Origin of the sequence: uncultured Arthrobacter sp. (genome assembly GCF_964021775.1) — a bacterium.
Lineage (GTDB): Bacteria > Actinomycetota > Actinomycetes > Actinomycetales > Micrococcaceae > Arthrobacter.
In genome coordinates this window covers 67,630-90,698 of record NZ_CAXHZI010000012.1, presented here as the reverse complement: position 1 = coordinate 90,698, position 23,069 = coordinate 67,630, and the positions used below count along the sequence as shown (strand labels likewise).

Annotated in this window: 28 protein-coding genes and 1 pseudogene; 28 read left to right on the top strand and 1 reads right to left on the bottom strand. The window is 62.4% G+C overall.

Annotated elements, in window-relative coordinates:
* The 7 genes and pseudogenes from ABIN76_RS11825 to ABIN76_RS11795 form a co-directional block, all read left to right on the top strand.
* Window positions 1-404: pseudogene (locus tag ABIN76_RS11825) on the top strand (DNA-directed RNA polymerase subunit beta); the annotation flags it as partial.
* 106 nt (window positions 405-510) lie between these two features.
* Window positions 511-4,410, top strand: a complete 3,900-nt coding sequence (locus tag ABIN76_RS11820; protein WP_346959881.1) for a DNA-directed RNA polymerase subunit beta' — start codon at window positions 511-513, stop codon at window positions 4,408-4,410.
* A 425-nt stretch (window positions 4,411-4,835) separates the two neighbouring features.
* Window positions 4,836-5,210 carry a 30S ribosomal protein S12 gene (rpsL, locus tag ABIN76_RS11815; protein ID WP_003803830.1) on the top strand — a complete coding sequence of 125 codons (375 nt, stop codon included), beginning with the start codon at window positions 4,836-4,838 and terminating at the stop codon, window positions 5,208-5,210.
* A 1-nt stretch (window position 5,211) separates the two neighbouring features.
* The gene (gene rpsG / locus ABIN76_RS11810; RefSeq protein ID WP_026531948.1) at window positions 5,212-5,682 is read left to right on the top strand and encodes a 30S ribosomal protein S7; all 471 of its coding nucleotides are present in this window, start codon (window positions 5,212-5,214) and stop codon (window positions 5,680-5,682) included.
* A gap of 69 nt (window positions 5,683-5,751) precedes the next feature.
* Window positions 5,752-7,866: an elongation factor G gene (fusA, locus tag ABIN76_RS11805; RefSeq protein ID WP_346959880.1), complete on the top strand. Its 2,115-nt coding sequence runs from the start codon at window positions 5,752-5,754 to the stop codon at window positions 7,864-7,866.
* Between the two features lie 267 nt (window positions 7,867-8,133).
* Complete coding sequence (gene tuf / locus ABIN76_RS11800) at window positions 8,134-9,324, top strand: elongation factor Tu (protein ID WP_003803827.1); 1,191 nt, start codon at window positions 8,134-8,136, stop codon at window positions 9,322-9,324.
* Window positions 9,325-9,467: 143 nt separating this feature from the next.
* Window positions 9,468-9,593 (top strand): hypothetical protein, encoded by a 126-nt coding sequence (locus ABIN76_RS11795; protein WP_346959879.1) that lies wholly within the window; start codon window positions 9,468-9,470, stop codon window positions 9,591-9,593.
* 24 nt (window positions 9,594-9,617) lie between these two features.
* Here ABIN76_RS11795 and ABIN76_RS11790 read toward each other — a convergent pair whose 3' ends face one another.
* Window positions 9,618-11,057, bottom strand: a complete 1,440-nt coding sequence (locus ABIN76_RS11790) for a GH1 family beta-glucosidase (protein WP_346959878.1) — start codon at window positions 11,055-11,057, stop codon at window positions 9,618-9,620.
* Window positions 11,058-11,486: 429 nt separating this feature from the next.
* Here ABIN76_RS11790 and rpsJ point away from each other — a divergent pair, with 429 nt between their 5' ends.
* The 21 genes from rpsJ (at window position 11,487) to secY (ending at window position 23,067) form a co-directional block, all read left to right on the top strand.
* Window positions 11,487-11,795, top strand: a complete 309-nt coding sequence (gene rpsJ, locus ABIN76_RS11785) for a 30S ribosomal protein S10 (RefSeq protein WP_003803825.1) — start codon at window positions 11,487-11,489, stop codon at window positions 11,793-11,795.
* A 17-nt stretch (window positions 11,796-11,812) separates the two neighbouring features.
* The gene (rplC, locus tag ABIN76_RS11780) at window positions 11,813-12,463 is read left to right on the top strand and encodes a 50S ribosomal protein L3 (RefSeq protein ID WP_003803812.1); all 651 of its coding nucleotides are present in this window, start codon (window positions 11,813-11,815) and stop codon (window positions 12,461-12,463) included.
* Between the two features lie 4 nt (window positions 12,464-12,467).
* Window positions 12,468-13,088, top strand: coding sequence for a 50S ribosomal protein L4 (rplD, locus tag ABIN76_RS11775; protein WP_138768569.1), 621 nt, complete (start codon window positions 12,468-12,470; stop codon window positions 13,086-13,088).
* Complete coding sequence (rplW, locus tag ABIN76_RS11770) at window positions 13,085-13,390, top strand: 50S ribosomal protein L23 (RefSeq protein WP_018773664.1); 306 nt, start codon at window positions 13,085-13,087, stop codon at window positions 13,388-13,390. Before rplD ends, rplW begins: the two co-directional genes overlap by 4 nt.
* Before the next feature lie 29 nt (window positions 13,391-13,419).
* Window positions 13,420-14,259: a 50S ribosomal protein L2 gene (gene rplB, locus ABIN76_RS11765; RefSeq protein WP_226774755.1), complete on the top strand. Its 840-nt coding sequence runs from the start codon at window positions 13,420-13,422 to the stop codon at window positions 14,257-14,259.
* Window positions 14,260-14,271: 12 nt separating this feature from the next.
* Window positions 14,272-14,553 (top strand): 30S ribosomal protein S19, encoded by a 282-nt coding sequence (gene rpsS / locus ABIN76_RS11760; protein ID WP_018773666.1) that lies wholly within the window; start codon window positions 14,272-14,274, stop codon window positions 14,551-14,553.
* Window positions 14,554-14,591: 38 nt separating this feature from the next.
* Complete coding sequence (gene rplV / locus ABIN76_RS11755) at window positions 14,592-14,957, top strand: 50S ribosomal protein L22 (RefSeq protein ID WP_003803798.1); 366 nt, start codon at window positions 14,592-14,594, stop codon at window positions 14,955-14,957.
* A complete protein-coding gene (gene rpsC / locus ABIN76_RS11750) occupies window positions 14,958-15,791 on the top strand; it encodes a 30S ribosomal protein S3 (protein WP_307034729.1) in 834 nt (277 codons plus the stop codon). It begins immediately after the preceding gene.
* Complete coding sequence (gene rplP / locus ABIN76_RS11745) at window positions 15,792-16,208, top strand: 50S ribosomal protein L16 (protein ID WP_138768571.1); 417 nt, start codon at window positions 15,792-15,794, stop codon at window positions 16,206-16,208.
* 2 nt (window positions 16,209-16,210) lie between these two features.
* On the top strand, window positions 16,211-16,540 hold the full coding sequence (gene rpmC / locus ABIN76_RS11740) for a 50S ribosomal protein L29 (RefSeq protein ID WP_011692802.1): 330 nt from the start codon (window positions 16,211-16,213) through the stop codon (window positions 16,538-16,540).
* Window positions 16,537-16,845: a 30S ribosomal protein S17 gene (gene rpsQ, locus ABIN76_RS11735; RefSeq protein ID WP_056737811.1), complete on the top strand. Its 309-nt coding sequence runs from the start codon at window positions 16,537-16,539 to the stop codon at window positions 16,843-16,845. The genes rpmC and rpsQ overlap by 4 nt, the downstream gene beginning before the upstream one ends.
* Window positions 16,846-17,424: 579 nt before the next feature.
* The gene (gene rplN / locus ABIN76_RS11730; protein WP_003803789.1) at window positions 17,425-17,793 is read left to right on the top strand and encodes a 50S ribosomal protein L14; all 369 of its coding nucleotides are present in this window, start codon (window positions 17,425-17,427) and stop codon (window positions 17,791-17,793) included.
* 3 nt (window positions 17,794-17,796) lie between these two features.
* Window positions 17,797-18,156, top strand: a complete 360-nt coding sequence (gene rplX / locus ABIN76_RS11725; RefSeq protein WP_066436866.1) for a 50S ribosomal protein L24 — start codon at window positions 17,797-17,799, stop codon at window positions 18,154-18,156.
* Window positions 18,156-18,737, top strand: a complete 582-nt coding sequence (rplE, locus tag ABIN76_RS11720) for a 50S ribosomal protein L5 (RefSeq protein ID WP_056425240.1) — start codon at window positions 18,156-18,158, stop codon at window positions 18,735-18,737. The genes rplX and rplE overlap by 1 nt, the downstream gene beginning before the upstream one ends.
* A gap of 80 nt (window positions 18,738-18,817) precedes the next feature.
* Window positions 18,818-19,216: a 30S ribosomal protein S8 gene (gene rpsH, locus ABIN76_RS11715; protein ID WP_056737814.1), complete on the top strand. Its 399-nt coding sequence runs from the start codon at window positions 18,818-18,820 to the stop codon at window positions 19,214-19,216.
* An 18-nt stretch (window positions 19,217-19,234) separates the two neighbouring features.
* Window positions 19,235-19,771 (top strand): 50S ribosomal protein L6, encoded by a 537-nt coding sequence (rplF, locus tag ABIN76_RS11710; RefSeq protein ID WP_175321177.1) that lies wholly within the window; start codon window positions 19,235-19,237, stop codon window positions 19,769-19,771.
* A 2-nt stretch (window positions 19,772-19,773) separates the two neighbouring features.
* On the top strand, window positions 19,774-20,157 hold the full coding sequence (rplR, locus tag ABIN76_RS11705) for a 50S ribosomal protein L18 (RefSeq protein WP_018773674.1): 384 nt from the start codon (window positions 19,774-19,776) through the stop codon (window positions 20,155-20,157).
* A gap of 26 nt (window positions 20,158-20,183) precedes the next feature.
* Window positions 20,184-20,864, top strand: a complete 681-nt coding sequence (rpsE, locus tag ABIN76_RS11700; RefSeq protein ID WP_346959877.1) for a 30S ribosomal protein S5 — start codon at window positions 20,184-20,186, stop codon at window positions 20,862-20,864.
* A gap of 3 nt (window positions 20,865-20,867) precedes the next feature.
* Entirely contained in the window at window positions 20,868-21,074 is a 207-nt protein-coding gene (rpmD, locus tag ABIN76_RS11695) for a 50S ribosomal protein L30 (protein WP_056626615.1), read from the top strand.
* Window positions 21,075-21,569 (top strand): 50S ribosomal protein L15, encoded by a 495-nt coding sequence (gene rplO / locus ABIN76_RS11690; RefSeq protein ID WP_011692793.1) that lies wholly within the window; start codon window positions 21,075-21,077, stop codon window positions 21,567-21,569.
* 187 nt (window positions 21,570-21,756) lie between these two features.
* Window positions 21,757-23,067, top strand: coding sequence for a preprotein translocase subunit SecY (secY, locus tag ABIN76_RS11685; RefSeq protein ID WP_346959876.1), 1,311 nt, complete (start codon window positions 21,757-21,759; stop codon window positions 23,065-23,067).
* Window positions 23,068-23,069 lie beyond the last annotated feature (2 nt).

Sequence of the window (23,069 nt, the reverse complement as noted above, 5' to 3'; positions counted from 1 at the left end):
CGCGCTCCACCGGCCCGTACTCCATGATCACGCAGCAGCCGCTGGGTGGTAAGGCACAGTTCGGTGGCCAGCGCTTCGGTGAAATGGAAGTGTGGGCGCTCGAAGCCTATGGCGCCGCCTACACGCTCCAGGAGCTCCTCACGATCAAGTCGGATGATATCCACGGTCGTGTGAAGGTCTACGAAGCCATCGTCAAGGGCGAGAACATCCCGGAGCCGGGCGTTCCTGAGTCCTTCAAGGTCTTGATCAAGGAAATGCAGTCGCTGTGCCTGAACGTGGAAGTGCTTTCCACGGACGGAACCACAATTGAAATGCGTGACTCTGATGACGCAGTCTTCACGGCTGCGGAAGAACTGGGCATCGATCTGTCTCGTGCAGAGCCCAGTTCCGTAGAAGAGGTCTAGCAGGTAGGGGTTCGACGGCGGGCCACCGCCCGCCGTCGAACGCCTCCTCCCTCTTCCCGTAACCCAAGACTTCAGAATTTAGAGAACAAGAGAGAACAGGGACCATATGTCCAGCGAATCCTCCTTCGGCCTCATGCAGATCGGCCTCGCCACCGCGGAAGACATCCGTGGCTGGTCTTACGGCGAGGTTAAGAAGCCGGAAACCATCAACTACCGCACGCTCAAGCCCGAGAAGGACGGCCTCTTCTGCGAGAAGATCTTCGGCCCGTCCCGCGACTGGGAATGCTACTGCGGCAAGTACAAGCGCGTGCGCTTCAAGGGCATCATCTGCGAGCGGTGTGGCGTTGAGGTCACCCGTGCCAAGGTGCGCCGTGAGCGCATGGGCCACATCGAGCTGGCCGCCCCGGTCACGCACATCTGGTACTTCAAGGGTGTTCCGTCCCGCCTGGGCTACCTCCTTGACCTGGCGCCGAAGGACCTTGAGAAGGTCATCTACTTCGCCGCCTACATGATCACCAGCGTCGACGCCGATGCGCGCCACGAGGAACTGCCCAACCTCCAGGTTGAGCACGACATCGAGAAGAAGCAGCTGATCGACAACCGCGACTCGGACATCGCCACGATCGCCCGCGACCTCGAGAACGAGATCGCCCGTCTCGAAGGCGAAGGCGCCAAGGCTGCCGACAAGAAGAAGGCCCGCGACTCCGCCGACCGCCAGATGGCCAACGTCCGCAAGCGCGCGGATGCTGAGATCGAGCGCCTCGAGCAGGTCTGGGACCGGTTCAAGAACCTCAAGGTCGCCGACCTCGAAGGTGACGAGGGCCTGTACCGTGAGCTGCGCGACCGCTACGGCATGTACTTCGAAGGCGCCATGGGTGCCGAGGCGATCAAGAAGCGTCTTGAGAGCTTCGACATGCAGGCCGAGTCCGACCTGCTGCGCGACATCATCGCCAACGGCAAGGGCCAGCGCAAGACCCGCGCCCTGAAGCGGCTCAAGGTGGTCAACGCGTTCCTGACCACCAACAACAGCCCGCTCGGCATGGTGCTGGACGCCGTCCCGGTGATCCCGCCGGAACTGCGCCCCATGGTCCAGCTGGACGGCGGCCGCTTCGCGACCTCCGACCTCAACGACCTGTACCGCCGCGTGATCAACCGCAACAACCGCCTCAAGCGCCTGCTTGACCTCGGTGCCCCGGAGATCATCGTCAACAACGAGAAGCGCATGCTTCAGGAAGCTGTTGACAGCCTCTTCGACAACGGCCGCCGCGGCCGCCCGGTCACCGGACCGGGCAACCGCCCGCTGAAGTCCCTGAGCGACATGCTCAAGGGCAAGCAGGGTCGTTTCCGCCAGAACCTCCTGGGCAAGCGCGTTGACTACTCCGGCCGTTCCGTGATCGTCGTCGGCCCGCAGCTGAAGCTGCACCAGTGCGGTCTGCCGAAGCAGATGGCCTTGGAGCTCTTCAAGCCGTTCGTGATGAAGCGCCTGGTTGACCTCAACCACGCGCAGAACATCAAGTCCGCCAAGCGGATGGTCGAGCGCTACCGCCCGCAGGTCTGGGACGTGCTCGAAGAGATCATCACCGAGCACCCCGTGCTGCTGAACCGTGCACCTACCCTGCACCGCCTCGGCATCCAGGCGTTCGAACCGCAGCTCGTTGAAGGCAAGGCAATCCAGCTCCACCCGCTGGTTTGTGGCGCCTTCAACGCCGACTTCGACGGCGACCAGATGGCAGTGCACCTGCCGCTGAGCCCCGAAGCCCAGGCCGAAGCCCGGATCCTGATGCTGTCCTCGAACAACATCCTGAAGCCGTCCGACGGCCGCCCGGTGACGCTGCCGTCGCAGGATATGATCATCGGTCTCTACCACCTGACCACCAAGCGTGTCGGTTCAGCTGGCGAAGGCCGGATCTTCTCCTCCGTCTCGGAAGCCATCATGGCGTTCGACCTGCACGAGCTGCACCTGAACTCCAAGGTCAAGATCCGGCTCGAGGACTTCGTTCCTTACGCCGGCTGGGAAGCTCCCGAAGGCTGGGAGCCGGGTCAGACCGCACTGGTCGAAACCTCCCTCGGCCAGGTCATCTTCAACCAGACGCTGCCCGCGGACTACCCGTGGGTTGAGGCTGTTGCCGACAAGGGCGAGCTGTCCCGGATCGTCAACGACCTCGCCGAGCGCTACCCGAAGGTCGTCACGGCGGCAACGCTGGACAACCTGAAGGATGCCGGTTTCTACTGGGCAACCCGCTCGGGCGTCACGGTCGCCATCTCCGACATCGAGGTCCCGGCCTCCAAGCCGGAGCTCCTCGCCGGTTACGAGACCATGGCCGCGAAGATCCAGGGCCAGTACGACAAGGGCCTGATCGACGACGACGAGCGTCGCCAGGAACTGATCGAGATCTGGAACAAGGCCACCAACGAAATCGCCCAGGCGATGCGTGACAGCCTGTCCCCGATGAACACCATCAACCGCATGGTGTCCTCCGGTGCCCGTGGTAACTGGATGCAGGTCCGCCAGATCGCGGGTATCCGTGGCCTGGTGGCCAACCCGAAGGGCGAGATCATCCCGCGTCCGATCAAGTCCTCCTACCGCGAGGGCCTGTCGGTGCTGGAATACTTCATCGCCACGCACGGTGCCCGTAAGGGTCTGGCCGATACCGCCCTGCGTACCGCCAACTCGGGTTACCTGACCCGTCGTCTGGTGGACGTTTCGCAGGACGTCATCGTCCGGGAAGAGGACTGCGGCACCGAACGCGGCCTCGTCACCCCGATCGCGGTCGCTGACGCCAACGGCGAGCTCGTCCTGGACGAGAACGTCGAGAACAGCGCCTACGCCCGCACCCTGGCCGTGGACGTCGTTGACGCCAAGGGCAAGGTCCTGGCAGCAGCCGGCACCGACTGCGGCGACGTCGTCATTGCCGAACTGTTCGCAGCCGGCATCACCGAGGTCAAGGTCCGCTCCGTACTCACCTGTGAGTCCAGCGTCGGCACCTGCGCCCTCTGCTACGGCCGGTCGCTGGCCACCGGCAAGACCGTGGACATCGGCGAGGCCGTCGGCATCATCGCCGCACAGTCCATCGGTGAGCCGGGTACCCAGCTGACCATGCGTACGTTCCACACCGGTGGTGCTGTTTCCGCCGGCGGCGGCGACGACATCACCCAGGGTCTGCCCCGTATCCAGGAGCTCTTCGAAGCCCGTACTCCGAAGGGTGTCGCACCGATTGCTGAAGCAGCCGGCCGCATCACCATTGAAGAGTCCGAGCGCCAGATGCGCCTGGTCATCACCCCGGATGACGGATCCGAAGAGATCGCCTACCCGGTGCTGCGCCGTTCGCGTCTCCTCATCGAAGACGGCGATCACGTCAGCGTTGGCCAGAAGCTCATCAACGGTCCGGTCGACCCCAAGCAGGTGCTGCGCATCATGGGCCCCCGTGCCGCGCAGAAGTTCCTGGTGGACGAGGTCCAGGGCGTGTACCGCAGCCAGGGCATCGGTATCCACGACAAGCACGTCGAGGTTATCGTCCGCCAGATGCTGCGCCGCGTCACGGTCATCGAGTCCGGCGAATCGGATCTGCTGCCCGGCGAGCTCGCCGAGCGCAGCCGTTTCGAGGATGCCAACCGCCGCGTTGTCTCCGAGGGCAAGACGCCGGCCTCCGGCCGTCCCGAGCTCATGGGTATCACCAAGGCGTCCCTGGCGACCGAGTCCTGGCTGTCCGCAGCTTCCTTCCAGGAGACCACCCGCGTCCTGACGCAGGCGGCCATGGAAGGCAAGAGCGATCCGCTGCTTGGCCTGAAGGAAAACGTCATTATCGGTAAGCTGATCCCGGCCGGCACGGGTCTCCCGCGCTACACCGAGGTCACGGTGGAGCCGACTGAGGAAGCGAAGGCCAACCTGTTCACCGGCCCGAGCGCGTTCAGCGACTTCTCCTACGATTCCCTGGGCGGCGACGGAGCTCCTGAGTTCCACGCCATCCCGCTGGATGACTACGACCTGGGCAACGACTTCCGCTAACGGGTAACAGCAACGCGGGGTCACTTACCGCCCAATCCGCACCTTGGATTGGGCTCAAAGTGACCCCGCCTTGCTGTTTAAGGCCGACGTCGGAGGGGCCAGATCCGCGCCGATTAAGGGCTGGGGGCCGTCCGTGTTAGACTTGAGACTAATTGTTATTGTGGCAGTGGATGAGTGCGCCGGTTGTAGCCGAAAGGTTTAGCCAGGACGACGTTTCCGGTTTGCAGGGTTCTTGTGCAACGTATGCCACATTTTCGCATGCCTAGGGGCAGTTCAGGATGGAAGTCCGGAGCCCCGGTGTGCGGTCCGACTATTAAGGCTTCGCCTCAGCTGCTCTGGAGAGAACTTCAAAGCTCGAGCGGCGGGGCGCAGCGACAAGAGAGCGGCCGCCAACGGCCGCTCCGGATAAAACGGAGAACACGAGAGTGCCTACGATTAACCAGCTGGTCCGCAAGGGCCGCACGCCTAAGGTCTCGAAGACCAAGGCCCCCGCGCTTAAGGGCAGCCCGATGCGCCGTGGTGTTTGCACCCGCGTTTACACGACAACCCCGAAGAAGCCGAACTCGGCTCTGCGTAAGGTTGCACGTGTGCGCCTCAACGGTGGTATTGAAGTCACCGCTTACATCCCCGGTGTAGGCCACAACCTGCAGGAGCACTCCATTGTGCTCGTCCGTGGCGGCCGTGTTAAGGACCTTCCGGGTGTCCGTTACAAGATCGTCCGTGGCGCCCTCGATACCCAGGGTGTGAAGAACCGTAAGCAGGCACGCAGCCGCTACGGCGCAAAGATGGAGAAGAAGTAATATGCCTCGCAAGGGTCCGGCCCCCAAGCGGCCGCTAGTACTAGATCCCGTTTACGGCTCCCCGCTGGTCACGCAGCTGATCAACAAGGTGCTGGTTGACGGCAAGAAGTCCACCGCAGAGCGCATCGTTTACGGTGCACTCGAAGGCGCACGCGCCAAGTCCGGCGGCGACCCGGTTGCAGCCCTCAAGAAGGCCATGGACAACGTCAAGCCTTCCCTCGAGGTCCGCTCCCGCCGCGTCGGTGGCGCCACCTACCAGGTTCCCGTCGAGGTCAAGCCGGGCCGTTCCACGGCCCTCGCCCTCCGCTGGCTGGTTGGCTACTCCAAGGCCCGCCGCGAAAAGACGATGACCGAGCGCCTCCAGAACGAAATCCTGGATGCCTCGAACGGTCTCGGAGCCGCTGTGAAGCGTCGCGAAGACACCCACAAGATGGCCGAGTCCAACAAGGCCTTCGCACACTACCGCTGGTAATACTTCCCGGACGCCGCCGGCTCGACCGAGTCGGCGGCGAACGTGCAGTCCATCCGAAAGGGAGACACCGTGGCACAGGACGTGCTTACCGACCTTAGCAAGGTCCGCAATATCGGCATCATGGCCCACATTGATGCCGGCAAGACCACTACTACCGAGCGCATCCTGTTCTACACGGGTGTGAACCACAAGATCGGCGAAACGCACGACGGCGCGTCGACCACCGACTGGATGGAACAGGAAAAGGAACGCGGCATCACCATCACGTCTGCCGCCGTGACCTGCTTCTGGGAAAACAACCAGATCAACATCATTGACACCCCCGGCCACGTGGACTTCACGGTTGAGGTTGAGCGCTCCCTGCGCGTCCTCGACGGTGCAGTCGCCGTGTTCGACGGCAAGGAAGGCGTGGAGCCGCAGTCCGAGACTGTTTGGCGCCAGGCCGACAAGTACAACGTCCCGCGCATCTGCTTCGTCAACAAGATGGACAAGCTCGGCGCTGACTTCTACTTCACCGTCGACACCATCGTCAGCCGCCTCGGTGCCAAGCCGCTCGTCATGCAGCTGCCGATCGGCGCCGAGAACGACTTCATCGGCGTCGTCGACCTCCTCTACATGCGCGCACTGGTCTGGCCCGGCGACTCCAAGGGTGACGTCACCATGGGTGCCAAGTACGAGATCCAGGAGATCCCGGCTGACCTCAAGGAAAAGGCCGAAGAGTACCGCGCAACGCTCGTTGAGACCGTTGCAGAGTCCTCCGAAGAGCTCATGGAGAAGTACCTCGAGGGCGAAGAGATCTCGATCGACGAGCTCAAGGCCGGCATCCGCAAGATGACGATCAACTCCGAGCTCTACCCGGTCTTCTGTGGCTCCGCGTTCAAGAACCGCGGCGTCCAGCCGATGCTCGACGCCGTCGTGGACTACCTGCCGAACCCGCTCGACGTCCCCCCGATGATCGGCCACGATCCTCGCGACGAAGAGAAGGAACTGACCCGTAAGCCTTCCGCTGACGAGCCGTTCTCCGCGCTGGCGTTCAAGATCGCCGCACACCCCTTCTTCGGCCAGCTCACCTTCATCCGCGTGTACTCCGGTCACGTGGAAGCAGGCGCGCAGGTGGTCAACTCCACCAAGGGCAAGAAGGAGCGCATCGGCAAGCTGTTCCAGATGCACGCCAACAAGGAAATGCCGGTCGACGGCGCTACCGCAGGCCACATCTACGCAGCGATCGGTCTCAAGGACACCACCACCGGCGACACCCTGTGCGATTCGTCCAACCAGATCGTCCTCGAGTCCATGAGCTTCCCGGAGCCCGTGATCTCGGTTGCGATCGAGCCGAACACCAAGGGTGACCAGGAGAAGCTCTCCACGGCCATCCAGAAGCTCTCCGCTGAGGACCCGACCTTCCAGGTCTCCCTCAACGAAGACACCGGCCAGACCATCATCGCCGGCATGGGCGAGCTCCACCTGGACATTCTGGTGGACCGCATGCGCCGCGAATTCAAGGTCGAGGCAAACGTGGGCAAGCCCCAGGTCGCCTACCGCGAAACCATCAAGCGTGCTGTGGAGCGTCACGACTACACGCACAAGAAGCAGACCGGTGGTTCGGGCCAGTTCGCAAAGATCCAGATCGCGATCGAGCCGCTGGACACGTCCGAAGGCGAGATGTACGAGTTCGAGAACAAGGTCACCGGTGGCCGCGTTCCGCGCGAATACATCCCGTCCGTTGACGCGGGCATCCAGGATGCGCTGAACGACGGCGTCCTGGCCGGTTACCCGGTTGTCGGCATCAAGGCGACGCTGATTGACGGCGCTTACCACGATGTTGACTCCTCGGAAATGGCGTTCAAGATCGCCGGCCGTATGGCTTTCAAGGAAGCCGCACGCAAGGCGAACCCTGTCCTGCTTGAACCGCTGATGGATGTCGAGGTCCGCACCCCTGAGGAATACATGGGTGAAGTTATCGGTGACCTCAACTCCCGCCGTGGCCAGATGCAGTCCATGGAAGATGCCCAGGGCGTCAAGGTCATCCGTGCGCACGTCCCGCTGTCCGGCATGTTCGGCTACATCGGTGACCTGCGTTCGAAGACCCAGGGCCGCGCTGTGTACTCCATGACGTTCAACAGCTACGCCGAGGTCCCGAAGGCAGTTGCCGACGAGATCATCCAGAAGAGCCGCGGCGAGTAGTCCTTAGGGACTTCCCGCAGCAGCGACAACACTCGGGTGCGTTTCCTCAATAGGGGATTCACCTGGTGCTGGCGGCCGGCCCCGGCCGGATGCAGCACGGTCCGGACCGGATCCGGCCGCCAGCACGAACAGGCTCGTGGGACTAGTATTAGTTCCTGAATCTGCAATTTCACCAATCCAAAGCCCCCCAAGTAGACTTACTGGAGTTTCAGCCGCGACAAGCGCGGTCGAAGGGTAAGTCATTTGAAAACGTTCTAGGAGGAACCTGTGGCAAAGGCAAAGTTCGAGCGGACTAAGCCGCACGTTAACATCGGTACCATTGGTCACGTTGACCACGGTAAGACGACGCTGACGGCCGCCATTTCCAAGGTGCTGTACGACAAGTACCCGACTCTCAACGAGAAGCGTGACTTCGCGTCGATTGACTCTGCACCCGAAGAGCGTCAGCGCGGCATTACCATCAACATCTCCCACGTTGAGTACCAGACCGAGAAGCGCCACTACGCACACGTAGACGCTCCGGGTCACGCTGACTACATCAAGAACATGATCACCGGCGCTGCCCAGATGGACGGTGCAATCCTCGTGGTTGCCGCCACTGACGGCCCGATGGCCCAGACCCGCGAGCACGTCCTGCTCGCCCGCCAGGTTGGTGTTCCCTACCTGCTGGTGGCACTGAACAAGGCTGACATGGTCGATGACGAGGAACTCCTCGACCTCGTCGAAATGGAAGTTCGTGAGCTCCTGAGCTCGCAGGGCTTCGATGGCGACGAAGCACCGGTTGTCCGCGTTTCGGGCCTGAAGGCTCTGGAAGGCGACCCGGAGTGGGTCAAGTCCGTCGAGGACCTGATGGCTGCCGTCGACGAGTCCGTTCCGGACCCGGTTCGTGACCGCGACAAGCCGTTCCTGATGCCGATCGAAGACGTCTTCACGATCACCGGCCGTGGCACCGTTGTTACGGGCCGCGCCGAACGTGGAACCCTCGCGATCAACTCTGAGGTCGAGATCGTCGGCATCCGCCCGGTCCAGAAGACCACGGTTACCGGTATCGAGATGTTCCACAAGCAGCTCGACGAAGCATGGGCCGGCGAGAACTGTGGCCTCCTGCTCCGCGGTCTGAAGCGCGACGATGTCGAGCGTGGCCAGGTTGTCGTCAAGCCGGGTTCCATCACCCCGCACACCGACTTCGAGGCCAACGTCTACATCCTCTCCAAGGACGAAGGCGGACGTCACAACCCGTTCTACTCCAACTACCGCCCGCAGTTCTACTTCCGCACCACGGACGTAACCGGCGTTATCACCCTGCCGGAAGGCACGGAAATGGTTATGCCCGGCGACAACACTGAGATGACCGTTGCGCTCATCCAGCCGATCGCAATGGAAGAGGGCCTCGGCTTCGCAATCCGCGAAGGCGGCCGCACCGTTGGTTCGGGACGCGTCACCAAGATCATCAAGTAACTACTTGCTGATCTGAGCTTGAACTCCTGATCGGTCCGGTCGTTTGACGGCCGCCGTGACGAACAGAACAGCCCCGCTGCACTGCAGCGGGGCTGTTCTGTTTAACCTCCTGCTACCGTGGGCGGTGAAGAAAGGAGTCCGGCATGGAATGGATCATTTTCCTGGCGGTGCTGGCCGCCGTCGTCGCGGGCGGCCTGTGGGCCAAGAGGTACTTCCGGCATGAGATCGAGCGCGCAAAGCTCATCGACCGCGCCAACAAGAACCGCTAGCAGCGCGGTTGGTAGCCCGGCCGGTCAGCGGGGGCGTGTTTCCGGCCGGGCACGGCTGAGCGCCTGGTACCAGTAGTAGGACTCCTTCGGGGTCCGCGCCTGGGTGTCGAAGTCCACGTGCACCAGGCCGAAGCGTTGGGAGTAGCCGGCCGCCCATTCGAAGTTGTCCATCAGGGTCCAGACGTAATAGCCCAGAAGTTCGACGTCGTCAGCGACCCCGCCGGGGGCGGTCGCCGCCAGGGCGTGGCCCAGATGGTCGGCGAGGTAGTTGATCCGCCCGACGTCGGGGAGCGGCCCGTCCACATGGTCCGGTTCCGGGAAGCTCGCCCCGCTCTCCGTGATGTACAGCGGCGGGAGCGCGTCGCGGTACCGGTCCTTCATTTCCCGCAGCAGTGCGCCGAGGTGGTCGGGGGCAACCGGCCAGCCGAAGCCGGTGGTCTCGTACTCCGGGAAGGCGGCGAAGTGGAACGGCAACCGCAGCATCGCCTCGGCCGTGCCGACCGGGCTGTCCGCGGGGCCACGGCCGGTGGCCACCTTCACCGGGTAGTAGTAGTTCAGGCCGTAGAAATCCAATGGCTGGTGGATGGTGCGCAGGTCTGCGTCGGAGATCTTGCCGAGCGAACGGAACCAGGGCCGAGCCACCAGCGGAGGCTTGGGGTAGGTGCCGAGCAGGATCGGGTCGGCGTAGATGCGGTTCAACCCCAGGTCGAAGACCTTCGCCAGCAGCCGGTCCGTGACGGAGCCCGACGCCGGCCGGACGGGGGAGTGCAGGTTGGTGACGCCCACCGCGCCGGTCACGCCCGCGGCCCGCAACGCCTGCACGGCGAGTCCGTGGGCCAGGAGCTGGTGGTGGACCGAGGGCAGGGCGTCGAACAGCAGGTCGTGGCCGGGCGCGTGCACGCCCAAGGCATAGCCATTGAGGGTGACGGAGGCCGGCTCGTTCAGGGTCACCCACTGGGCTACCCGGTCGCCGAGCCTGGCGCCGGCGGCTGCGCTGTACTCGGCGAAACGCTCCGCCGTCGTCCGGTTCATCCAGCCGCCCCGCTGCTCCAGCGGGAGCGGCGTGTCCCAGTGGTACAGCGTGGCCATCGGGGAAATGCCGGCCTCGAGGAGCCGGTCGATCAGCCGGTCGTAGAAGTCGAGGCCCTCGGTATTGAACGGCCCGGTGCCGTCCGGCTGGATCCGCGGCCAGGAGATGGAGAAGCGGTACGAGTCGATGCCGAGGTCGCGCATCAGCCGGATATCTTCGTCGGAACGGTTGTAGTGGTCGCAGGCGACGGCGGGGGAGTGGCCGTCCTGGATGCTGCCGGGCTTTTCGGCAAAGGCGTCCCAGCCGGAAGGGCCGCGGCCCCCGGCCGCGAGGGCGCCTTCGATCTGGAAGGCCGCGGAGGCCACTCCCAGCAGGAAGCCGGGCCGCAGCTTGGCAGCGAGGGCCTGGACGGCGGGTGAATCCTGCACGGTCATGCCCCTATCTTCGTATTGACTGTTGCTGAAGGCAATGACAGGGCGCCCGGAAGGGCGCCGGTTAGGGCAGGTGCGGGCCGCCGTCGGGGGGGGCTGATTGGCTTCTGCGGATTAATTCCGGCATACTAGATGAGTTGTTCAAGCGCTCTTTCGCGTCCCGATCCGGATAATGCCGGGTGTCAGGGTCCAGGTCAGAGCCCAAACATAACCCACTTCCCAAGGATTTGCGGACGAGTATGCGTGCAAAGCGCGACACGCCCGACCGCGGGGGTCGGTTGGCCGGCAGGTTGAGGAACCCGGAATCATCCGGATTCAGCTTGTGCGGCTGATGGTAGTTACGACTTCAAATGCTTCGGCAGCCATACAACGAGTAAGTGAACAGGGCAGCCCTAATCAGGGGAAGCACAGACTGAAAGAGAGTCAGGCGACATGGCGGGACAAAAAATCCGCATCCGGCTGAAGTCATACGACCACGAGGTCATTGACGTTTCAGCACGGAAGATCGTTGAGACGGTCACGCGCGCAGGCGCAACTGTAGTTGGCCCCGTGCCGCTGCCGACGGAGAAGAACGTTTACTGCGTAATCCGCTCTCCGCACAAGTACAAGGACAGCCGCGAGCACTTTGAAATGCGCACGCACAAGCGTCTTATCGACATCATCGATCCCACGCCCAAGGCTGTCGATTCGCTCATGCGTCTCGACCTGCCGGCCGACGTGAACATCGAAATCAAGCTGTAGGGAGGTGCTGAGAGACTATGACCGCAACCCGTAACGTAAAGGGCCTGCTGGGCACGAAGCTCGGCATGACCCAGGTCTGGGACGAGAACAACAAGCTCATCCCCGTCACTGTGGTCCAGGCTGACTCGAACGTCATCACGCAGCTGCGCAACGCAGAGACTGATGGCTACGTCGCCGTTCAGATCGGCTACGGCCAGATCGACCCCCGCAAGGTCACCAAGCCGCTGGCTGGTCACTTTGAAAAGGCAGGCGTCACGCCTCGCCGCCACGTCGTAGAACTGCGCACTGCAGATGCTGACTCTTACGAGCTGGGCCAGGAGCTCTCCGTTGAGCTCTTCGAAGCCGGCCAGAAGATCGACGTCGTTGGCACCACCAAGGGTAAGGGCTTCGCCGGTGTTATGAAGCGTCACGGCTTCCACGGCGTTGGAGCTTCCCACGGTGCCCACAAGAACCACCGTAAGCCCGGTTCTATCGGTGGCGCATCCACCCCGAGCCGCGTCTTCAAGGGCATGAAAATGGCCGGCCGCATGGGCGCCGTTCGTCACACCACGCTGAACCTCACGGTCCACGCGGTTGACGTCGAGAAGTCGCTGCTCCTGATCAAGGGTGCCGTCCCCGGCGCCCGCGGCCAGGTCGTACTCGTACGCACCGCCGTGAAGGGAGCCTAGTTCAATGACTAGCACTGTCAAGGTTGACCTGCCTGCAGAGATCTTCGACGTACAGACCAACGTGCCGCTGCTGCACCAGGTCGTCGTTGCACAGCTCGCTGCTGCTCGCCAGGGTACCCACAAGACCAAGACCCGCGCCGAGGTTTCCGGTGCAGGTCGCAAGCCGTTCAAGCAGAAGGGCACCGGCCGCGCCCGTCAGGGTTCCATCCGTGCTCCTCACATGACCGGTGGTGGCATCGTCCACGGCCCGACGCCGCGTGACTACAGCCAGCGCACCCCCAAGAAGATGATTGCTGCTGCCCTGCGCGGCGCTCTCTCTGACCGCGCCCGTAACGGCCGCATCCACGTCGTTGCTGAACTGGTAGCCGGCACCAAGCCGTCCTCCCGTGAAGCACTGGCAACGCTGCGTGGCGTCTCCGAGCGCAAGAACCTGCTCGTTGTCATCGACCGCGCCAACGATGTTGCTGCACTCTCCGTGCGCAACCTCCAGGATGTTCACGTTCTGTACGCAGACCAGCTGAACACCTACGACGTGCTCGTTTCTGACGACGTAGTCTTCACCAAGGCTGCCTACGAAGCATTCGTTGCTGACAAGGCTGCAAAGAACGAGGAGGATGCCAAATGAGCGCAGCCACCATCAAAGACCCGCGCGACGTCGTGCTTGCACCCGTCGTTTCGGAAAAGAGCTACGGCCTGATCGACGAGGGCAAGTACACCTTCCTGGTGGACCCCCGCTCGAACAAGACCGAGATCAAGCTGGCCGTGGAGAAGATTTTCTCCGTCAAGGTCGAATCGATCAACACCATCAACCGTGCCGGTAAGCGCAAGCGCACCAAATTCGGATGGGGTACCCGCAAGAACACCAAGCGTGCCATTGTGAGCCTCAAAGAAGGCACTATCGACATCTTCGGCGGTCCGCTCTCGTAGCGGAGACCACTTTAACGAGGAAATAAATTATGGGAATCCGTAAATACAAGCCGACTACCCCGGGCCGTCGTGGCTCGAGCGTAGCGGACTTCACCGAAATCACGCGGTCGACGCCGGAAAAGTCGTTGGTACGTCCCCTCCCGAAAAAGGGTGGCCGTAACAACACCGGTAAGATCACGACCCGTCACAAGGGTGGTGGACACAAGCGTCAGTACCGTCTGATCGACTTCCGTCGCCACGACAAGGACGGCGTCAACGCCCGCGTTGCCGAAATCGAGTACGATCCGAACCGCACGGCTCGCATCGCCCTCCTGCACTACGTTGATGGCACCAAGCGTTACATCATCGCCCCGAACAAGCTGTCCCAGGGTGACACCGTGGAAGCAGGTGCCGACGCTGACATCAAGCCCGGCAACAACCTGCCGCTGCGCAACATCCCGGTCGGTACCGTAATCCACGCAGTCGAACTGCGTCCGGGTGGCGGCGCCAAGATGGGCCGCTCCGCCGGCGCGTCGATCCAGCTTGTTGCCAAGGAAGGCCGTTTCGCCCAGCTGCGTCTGCCTTCCGGCGAAATCCGCAACGTTGACGTGCGCTGCCGCGCAACCGTCGGCGAGGTCGGCAACGCCGAGCAGTCGAACATCAACTGGGGCAAGGCCGGCCGTATGCGCTGGAAGGGCGTCCGCCCGACCGTCCGTGGTGTCGCCATGAACCCGGTCGACCACCCGCACGGTGGTGGCGAGGGTAAGACGTCCGGTGGACGTCACCCCGTCAACCCGAACGGTAAGCGCGAAGGCCGCACCCGCCGTCCCAACAAAGAGAGCGACAAGCTTATTGTTCGTCGCCGTCGTACTGGCAAGAACAAGCGATAGGAGCCTGGACACATGCCACGCAGCCTGAAAAAAGGTCCTTTCGTTGACCAGCACCTCTTTGTGAAGGTAGCCAGGGAAAACGAAAAGGGCACCAAGAACGTCATCAAGACCTGGTCCCGCCGTTCGATGATCGTCCCCGACATGCTCGGCCACACGATCGCCGTGCACGACGGACGCAAGCACATCCCGGTGTTTGTCACTGAGTCGATGGTCGGGCACAAGCTCGGCGAATTCGCTCCCACGCGGACATTCCGCGGCCATGTCAAGGACGACCGTAAGGGCAAGCGCCGCTAGGCGCCTGCACTTACGTCAAAGACGAGAGAAGGAAAGCAATGGAAGCCAAGGCAATTGCGCGTCACATCCGCGTAACGCCTATGAAGGCCCGGCGCGTCGTCAACCTTGTTCGTGGTAAGCAAGCGAACGAGGCTCTGGCAATTCTGAAGTTTGCCCCGCAGGCAGCTTCTGAGCCGGTATTCAAGGTAGTTCAGTCGGCAATCTCCAACGCCCGGGTCCTCGCGGACCGCGACGGCGTGGCGTTTGACGAAGGTGACCTCATCATCAGCGAAGCGTTTGTTGATGAAGGCCCGACCATGAAGCGGTTCCAGCCGCGTGCCCAGGGTCGTGCATTTCAGATCAAGAAGCGCACGAGCCACATCACCGTGGTAGTCGCTACCCCGGAGAAAGAGGAGGCTCGCTAAGTGGGACAGAAAGTTAACCCGCACGGGTTCCGACTCGGTATCACCACCGATCACGTATCGCACTGGTTCGCCGACAGCACCAAGTCCGGCCAGCGGTACAAGGACTTCGTTCGCGAAGACATCCGCATCCGCCAGCTCATGTCCACGGGCATGGAGCGCGCCGGCATCGCCAAGGTCGAGATCGAGCGCACCCGCGACCGTGTCCGCGTGGATATCCACACGGCACGTCCGGGCATCGTCATCGGCCGCCGCGGCGCCGAAGCAGACCGCATCCGCGGCGAGCTCGAAAAGCTCACGGGCAAGCAGGTCCAGCTGAACATCCTCGAGGTCAAGAACCCCGAGATGGAAGCACAGCTTGTTGCCCAGGGCGTTGCAGAGCAGCTGACTTCCCGCGTGGCTTTCCGCCGTGCGATGAAGAAGGCAATGCAGTCCGCACAGCGTGCCGGTGCCAAGGGCATCCGTATCGCTTGCTCGGGTCGACTGGGTGGCGCAGAAATGTCCCGCTCGGAGTTCTACCGCGAAGGCCGTGTGCCCCTGCACACCCTCCGCGCGAACATCGACTACGGCTTCTACGAGGCCAAGACCACCTTCGGCCGCATCGGCGTGAAGGTCTGGATCTACAAGGGTGACGTCACCGCCAAGGAACTGGCTCAGCAGGCAGCTGCTGCTCCGTCCCGCGGCCGTGGTGCCAGCGATCGTCCGGGCCGCCCGGGTGGCGCTGACCGTGGTGACCGCCGTCGTCGTAACGACCGCCCGGCCGCCGACGCAGCTCCTGCTGCCGAAGCTCCGGCTGTCGAAGCAGCTGCACCGGCAGTAGAAGGAGGACAGGCTTAAATGCTTATCCCGCGTCGAGTAAAGCACCGTAAGCAGCACCACCCGGGTCGTTCCGGCGCTGCCACGGGCGGCACCGAGGTCTCGTTCGGTGAGTGGGGTATCCAGGCTCTGAGCCCGGCCTACGTCACCAACCGTCAGATCGAATCTGCCCGTATCGCGATGACCCGCCACATCAAGCGTGGCGGCAAGGTCTGGATCAACATCTACCCGGACCGTCCGCTGACGAAGAAGCCGGCCGAAACCCGCATGGGTTCCGGTAAGGGTTCTCCGGAATGGTGGGTCTCAAACGTCAAGCCGGGCCGGGTTCTCTTCGAACTCTCCGGTGTCAGTGAAGAGGTAGCTCGCGAGGCCCTGCGCCTGGCAATCCACAAGCTGCCGTTGAAGGCACGCATTGTGCGTCGCGAAGGTGGTGAGTAGAAATGGCAGTAGGATCCAAGGAACTTGCATCCGCACAGCTGGACGGTTTCGACAACGAGCGTCTCGTTGAAGAACTCCGCAAGGCCAAGGAAGAGCTGTTCAACCTGCGTTTCCAGTCCGCCACCGGACAGCTGGAGAACCACGGTCGTCTGCGCGCGGTAAAGAAGGACATCGCACGCATCTACACCGTTCTCCGTGAGCGCGAGCTGGGCATTCGTGCCGAGGTTGCCGCACCGGTTGTGGAAGCCAAGGAAGAAAAGAAGTCCAAGAAGGCTGCAACCAAGAAGGCTGACAAGGCTGAAACGGTTGAGACCGAGGAGGATGCCAAGTGAGTGAAAAGGACGAGAACGTGACGGAAACTGTTTCCGACGCAGCCAAGGCTGACGAGCGCGGTTACCGTAAGACGAAGCGCGGCTACGTCGTCTCGGACAAGATGGAAAAGACCATCGTTGTCCAGGTCGAAGACCGCGTGAAGCACGCCCTTTACGGCAAGGTTATGCGCCGCAACACGAAGATCAAGGCTCACGACGAAGAGAACTCCGCCGGCATCGGCGACCTCGTTCTCCTCGCCGAGACCCGCCCGCTGTCCGCTACCAAGCGGTGGCGCCTGGTGGAGATCCTCGAGAAGGCCAAGTAACACCTGCAGCTCCCCCGCGAGGGGTCTGCGCCGAAACCCCCGTTCCCTCCTGGGAGCGGGGGTTTCCTCGTTCCCAGGGCCCGCCGCGGCCCCGCGCAGCCCTCCCCAGACGCTCCCTCACCTCTGGCGCGTTTCTGGGGGACGCTCCCTCAGGTTTTGCGTGTCGTTGGGGGACGCTACCTCAGGTGTGGTCGCCAACTGGTCGGACGCCGGCCATATGTGAGGGAGCGTCGGGGCAGGGCGTGCCGGATGTGAGGGAGCGTCGGGGCAGGACGTGCCAAACGTGCGGGAGGGTCTATGGTATTGGCCGATTCAACGCAGGGGCCCGGGCCGTGCTAAGATTTTGAGTTTGTATGGCGCCTTTCGTGCGTCATCATCAACCTCGTAAACAATCGTGCCACGGCATAGTGCCCCCTCGCGCCCCGCGCGCCCGGGAAGCAACTGTTTTTGGCACGGGCGTTTAGGCCTGGTCTGGCAAAATCCAGGCAGGTCAAGAGACACCCCGATCAACCGTTCCGCAAGGCTCATTCCGTAGGAAGATTTTCGGTCTGAGAACCGGCGCGACGCAAGGAGTAGATAGTGATTCAGCAGGAGTCGCGACTCAAGGTCGCCGACAACACGGGTGCTAAGGAAATCCTTACCATTCGCGTTCTCGGTGGATCTGGCCGTCGCTACGCAGGCATTGGCGACGTGATCGTCGCTACCGTCAAGGACGCAATTCCGGGCGGCAACGTAAAGAAGGGCGACGTCGTCAAGGCTGTCATCGTCCGTACCAAGAAGGAACGCCGCCGTGCGGATGGTTCCTACATCAAGTTTGACGAGAACGCAGCTGTGATCCTGAAGAACGACGGTGACCCCCGCGGTACCCGTATCTTCGGACCGGTTGGTCGTGAACTTCGCGATAAGAAGTTCATGAAGATCGTTTCTCTGGCTCCGGAGGTGCTCTAGTCCATGGCTAAGATCAAAAAGGGTGACCTCGTTCAGGTCATCACTGGCGCCAAGGCTGAGCGCGGCGGCGACCGTGGCAAGCAGGGCAAGGTTCTGCGCGTATTCCCGGAAACCAACCGCGTGTTGGTCGAAGGCATTAACCGCGTAACCAAGCACACCAAGGTCGGTCAGTCGCAGCGCGGCACCAAGACCGGTGGCATCGAGGTCGTTGAGGCTTCAATCCACATCTCCAACGTGGCTCTGGTTGACCCCTCCACCAAGAAGCCCACCCGCGTCGGTTTCCGCACCGAGACCGTTGAGCGCGATGGCGTGAAGCGTGAAGTGCGTGTCCGCGTGGCCAAGAGCTCAGGGAAGGACATCTAATGACTGAGACTCTCGAGACTCCGGCAAGCAAGATCGTTCCTCGTCTGAAGACCAAGTACGCGGATTCCATCAAGAGCTCGCTCGTTGAGGAATTCAAGTACGAGAACGTCAACCAGGTTCCCCGTCTGGTGAAGGTCGTTGTGAACATGGGTGTTGGAGATGCCGCCAAGGACTCCAAGCTGATCGACGGCGCCGTCCGCGATCTGACCCTGATCACCGGCCAGAAGCCGCAGGTAACCAAGGCCCGCAAGTCGATCGCACAGTTCAAGCTGCGCGAAGGCATGCCGATCGGTGCGCACGCAACTCTGCGTGGCGACCGCATGTGGGAATTCCTGGACCGTCTGGTCACGCTGGCACTGCCGCGTATCCGCGACTTCCGGGGCCTCAGCGGCAAGCAATTCGACGGCAACGGCAACTACACCTTCGGTCTGACCGAGCAGGTTATGTTCCACGAGATCGACCAGGATTCCATTGACCGCGTTCGCGGTATGGACATCACTGTCGTGACCACTGCCAAGACCGACGACGAAGGCCGCGCGCTGCTCAAGGCGCTTGGCTTCCCGTTCAAGACCGAAGATTAATCTAGCTACGTAAAAGGTCCGGCTGACTGGCTCTGTTGCCAGGACAGCGGAAACCGTTATGAGGAAGGGCAAGAGCCCACATGACTATGACAGATCCTGTCGCAGATATGCTTACGCGTCTGCGCAATGCAAACTCGGCATACCACGATTCCGTGTCTATGCCTTACAGCAAGCTCAAGGCACGCGTTGCTGACATCCTGAAGGCAGAAGGCTTCATCGCCTCCTGGAAGGAAGAAGACGCGGAGGTTGGCAAGAAGCTGACCCTCGAGCTCAAGTTCGGTCCGAACCGCGAGCGTTCCATCGCTGGTGTTCGTCGTATTTCCAAGCCGGGGCTGCGCGTTTACGCAAAGTCCACCAACCTGCCGCACGTGCTGGGTGGCCTGGGTATCGCAATCCTGTCCACCTCTTCCGGCCTCCTGACTGACAAGCAGGCCGGCAAGAAGGGCGTGGGCGGCGAAGTCCTCGCTTACGTCTGGTAACGGGAAAGGAAGAGAATAATGTCACGTATTGGACGTCTCCCCATCACCGTTCCTGCCGGCGTTGAGGTCAAGGTTGACGGCTCTGTCGTCAGCGTCAAGGGTTCCAAGGGCGAGCTGAGCCACACTGTGGCCAGCCCGATCGAGGTCACCCTGGAAGATGGCACCCTGACTGTCGCCCGCCCGAACGACGAGCGCGCCTCCCGTTCGCTGCACGGCCTGACCCGCACCCTGATCGCCAACATGATCCAGGGCGTTACCGCAGGCTACGAGAAGAAGCTTGAGATTGTCGGTACCGGTTACCGCGTCCAGGCCAAGGGTTCTGACCTGGAGTTCGCTCTGGGCTACAGCCACCCGGTTAGCGTCTCGGCGCCGAACGGCATCACCTTTGCAGTTGAGACCCCGACCAAGCTCTCTGTTTCAGGTATCTCCAAGCAGCAGGTCGGCGAGGTTGCTGCCAACATTCGCAAGCTGCGGAAGCCGGACCCCTATAAGGGCAAGGGCATCCGCTACGCCGGCGAAGTCATCCGCCGCAAGGTCGGAAAGGCTGGTAAGTAACCATGGCCATCGCAATTAACAAGAAGCGTACGAACAAGAGCAAGTCTGCCCAGCGCAGCCGCCGCCAGCTTCGTATCCGCAAGCGCATCTCCGGTACGGCTGTACGTCCGCGTCTGGTCGTCAACCGTTCCGCACGCCACGTATTCGTCCAGGTTGTCGATGACACCAAGGGCCTGACCGTAGCGAGCGCGTCCACTCTGGAAGCCGACCTTCGTGCATTCGACGGTGACAAGACCGCCAAGGCCAAGCGCGTTGGCGAGCTCGTTGCCGAGCGCGCCAAGGCTGCAGGGATCGAAGCTGTTGTCTTCGACCGCGGTGGTAACAAGTACCACGGCCGGATCGCCGCCGTCGCTGACGGCGCACGTGAAGGTGGGCTGGCACTGTGACCGAAAATAACGAAAAGGACATTCAGGTGACTGAAGCTGTAGCTGCTCCGGCAGCTGAGACCGCTGCGCCTGCTACCACTGACGACCGCCGTGGTGGCGCCCGTCGTGGCGAGCGTGGCGACCGCGGCCAGGGCCGTGGCGACCGTGGTGGCCGTGGTGGCCGCGACGGCGGCCGCGAAGCCGAGAAGAGCCAGTTCGTAGAGCGCGTCGTAACCATCAACCGTGTTTCCAAGGTCGTCAAGGGTGGTCGTCGCTTCAGCTTCACCGCCCTCGTCGTCGTCGGTGACGGCAACGGTATGGTCGGCGTCGGCTACGGCAAGGCCAAGGAAGTTCCCGCCGCCATTGCAAAGGGCGTTGAAGAGGCCAAGAAGTCCTTCTTCCGCGTTCCGCGCATCGGCAGCACCATCCCGCACCGCGTTCAGGGTGAGGCCGCCGCAGGCGTTGTTATGCTGCGTCCGGCTTCCGCCGGTACCGGTGTTATCGCCGGCGGTCCGGTCCGTGCAGTACTGGAGTGCGTGGGCATCCACGACATCCTCTCCAAGTCGCTCGGTTCCTCCAACGCCATCAACATCGTCCACGCGACCGTTGATGCACTGAAGCGCCTCGAAGAGCCGGCAGCAGTGGCAGCACGCCGCGGCCTCCCGCTCGACGAGATCGCTCCGCCGGCAATGGTGAAGGCGCTCCTGAACCAGAAGGCAGGTGTCTGAGTCATGGCTAAGAACCTGATTCCCTCCGACGCTCAGTTGGAGATCACTCAGATCAAGTCCGCCATTGGCGGCAAGCAGAACCAGCGCGACACCCTTCGGTCCCTCGGCCTGAAGCGGATCGGACACACCGTTGTCCGCACCGCCGACGCCGTGACCGTCGGAATGCTCAACACGGTTCCGCACCTGGTAAAGGTAGAGGAGGCGAAGTAAATGGCAGAGAAGAACACCGCCGAGAAGGCACAGGGCGCCGCTGCTGAGAAGCAGAACGCACTGAAGGTTCACCACCTGCGTCCCGCCCCGGGTGCCAAGACCGCCAAGACCCGCGTTGGTCGTGGTGAAGGTTCCAAGGGTAAGACCGCCGGTCGCGGTACCAAGGGTACGAAGGCCCGCTACCAGATCAAGGCTGGCTTTGCCGGCGGCCAGCTGCCGCTGCACATGCGCCTGCCGAAGCTGCGCGGCTTCAAGAACCCGTTCCGGGTTGAGTACCAGGTTGTAAACCTGGACAAGCTCAACGAGCTGTTCCCGGAAGGTGGCGCAGTCACCGTGGAGAACCTGGTCGAAAAGGGTGCCGTTCGCAAGAACCAGCCCGTCAAGGTGCTGGGCACCGGCGACATCACCGTCAAGGTTGACGTCACCGTCCACGCATTCTCGGCCAGCGCCGCAGAAAAGATTGCTGCAGCAGGCGGAAGCACCACCGCCCTCTAACGAGGCGGCGGGGCACTCGCCCGTTGTTGAAACTCCCGGCACCGTGGGGCTCAGGCCCCCGGTGCCGGGAGTTTTTTCATTTTCCGGGCCATGCCGATTGTTCGCCGGGCACATCCACCCGTTAGACTCGGTTGTTGGGTTTATTTGACCTATCTCACACGACTTTACTTATTACTCAGGAGGACGCTTGCTTAGCGCATTTGGCCGGGCCTTTCGCACGCCTGATCTGCGACGCAAGTTGTTGTTCACGCTGGGAATCATCACAATCTTCCGCTTGGGTGCCTTCATCCCCTCGCCTGGTGTGAACTACCAGAATGTCCAGCAATGCTTGCAGAACGGTCAGACCTCGGGCGGGATTTACCAGCTCGTCAACCTGTTCAGCGGCGGTGCATTGCTGCAGGTCTCAATCTTCGCGCTCGGGATCATGCCGTACATCACGGCGAGCATCATCGTCCAGCTGCTCCGTGTGGTCATTCCCCGGTTCCAGCAGCTCTACGACGAGGGCGCCTCGGGTCAGTCCAAGCTGACGCAGTACACCCGTTACCTGACGATCGCCCTGGGCCTGCTGAACGCCACGACGCTGGTGTCGCTGGCGCGCTCCGGCCAGCTGCTGCCGAACTGCCAGCTGCCGATCATCCCGGACTCCAGCATCGTCACCACGATCCTGATCATCATCACCCTGACGGCCGGAACCGGCCTGATCATGTGGATGGGCGAGCTCGTGACCGAGAAGGGCGTGGGCAACGGCATGTCGCTGCTCATCTTCACCTCGATCGCCGCCGGCTTCCCCACCTCCCTCGGCGCCATCTGGACCGCCCAGGGCCCGGGCACCTTCTTTATGGTCCTGGTCATCGGCCTGCTGACCGTGGCGCTGGTTGTCTTCGTTGAGCAGTCCCAGCGCCGCATCCCGGTGCAGTACGCCAAGCGCATGATCGGCCGCCGCACCGTGGGCGGCACCAGCACCTACATCCCCATCAAGGTGAACATGGCCGGCGTCGTGCCCGTCATCTTTGCCTCCTCGATGCTGTACCTGCCGGGCCTGATCTCACAGTTCAACCAGCCCAAGCCGGGCGAGCCCGTGGCTCCCTGGGTCGAGTGGATCAACAACAACCTGACCCGCGGCGACCACCCCATCTACATGGCCCTGTACTTCGCCATGATTGTGTTCTTCACTTACTTCTATGTTGCGATCACTTTCAACCCTGAGGAAGTTTCTGACAACATGAAGAAGTACGGCGGCTTCATTCCGGGTATCCGTGCCGGCAAGCCGACCGCGGATTACCTGCAGTACGTGCTTTCCAGGATCACTTTGCCCGGCGCGATCTACCTGGGCTTTGTGGCCCTGATCCCGCTGATTGCTTTGGTCCTGATCAACGCCAACCAGAACTTCCCGTTCGGCGGCACCTCGATCCTGATCATGGTGGGCGTAGGTTTGGAGACCGTCAAGCAGATTGATGCGCAGCTACAGCAGCGTCACTACGAAGGGCTTTTGCGATGACG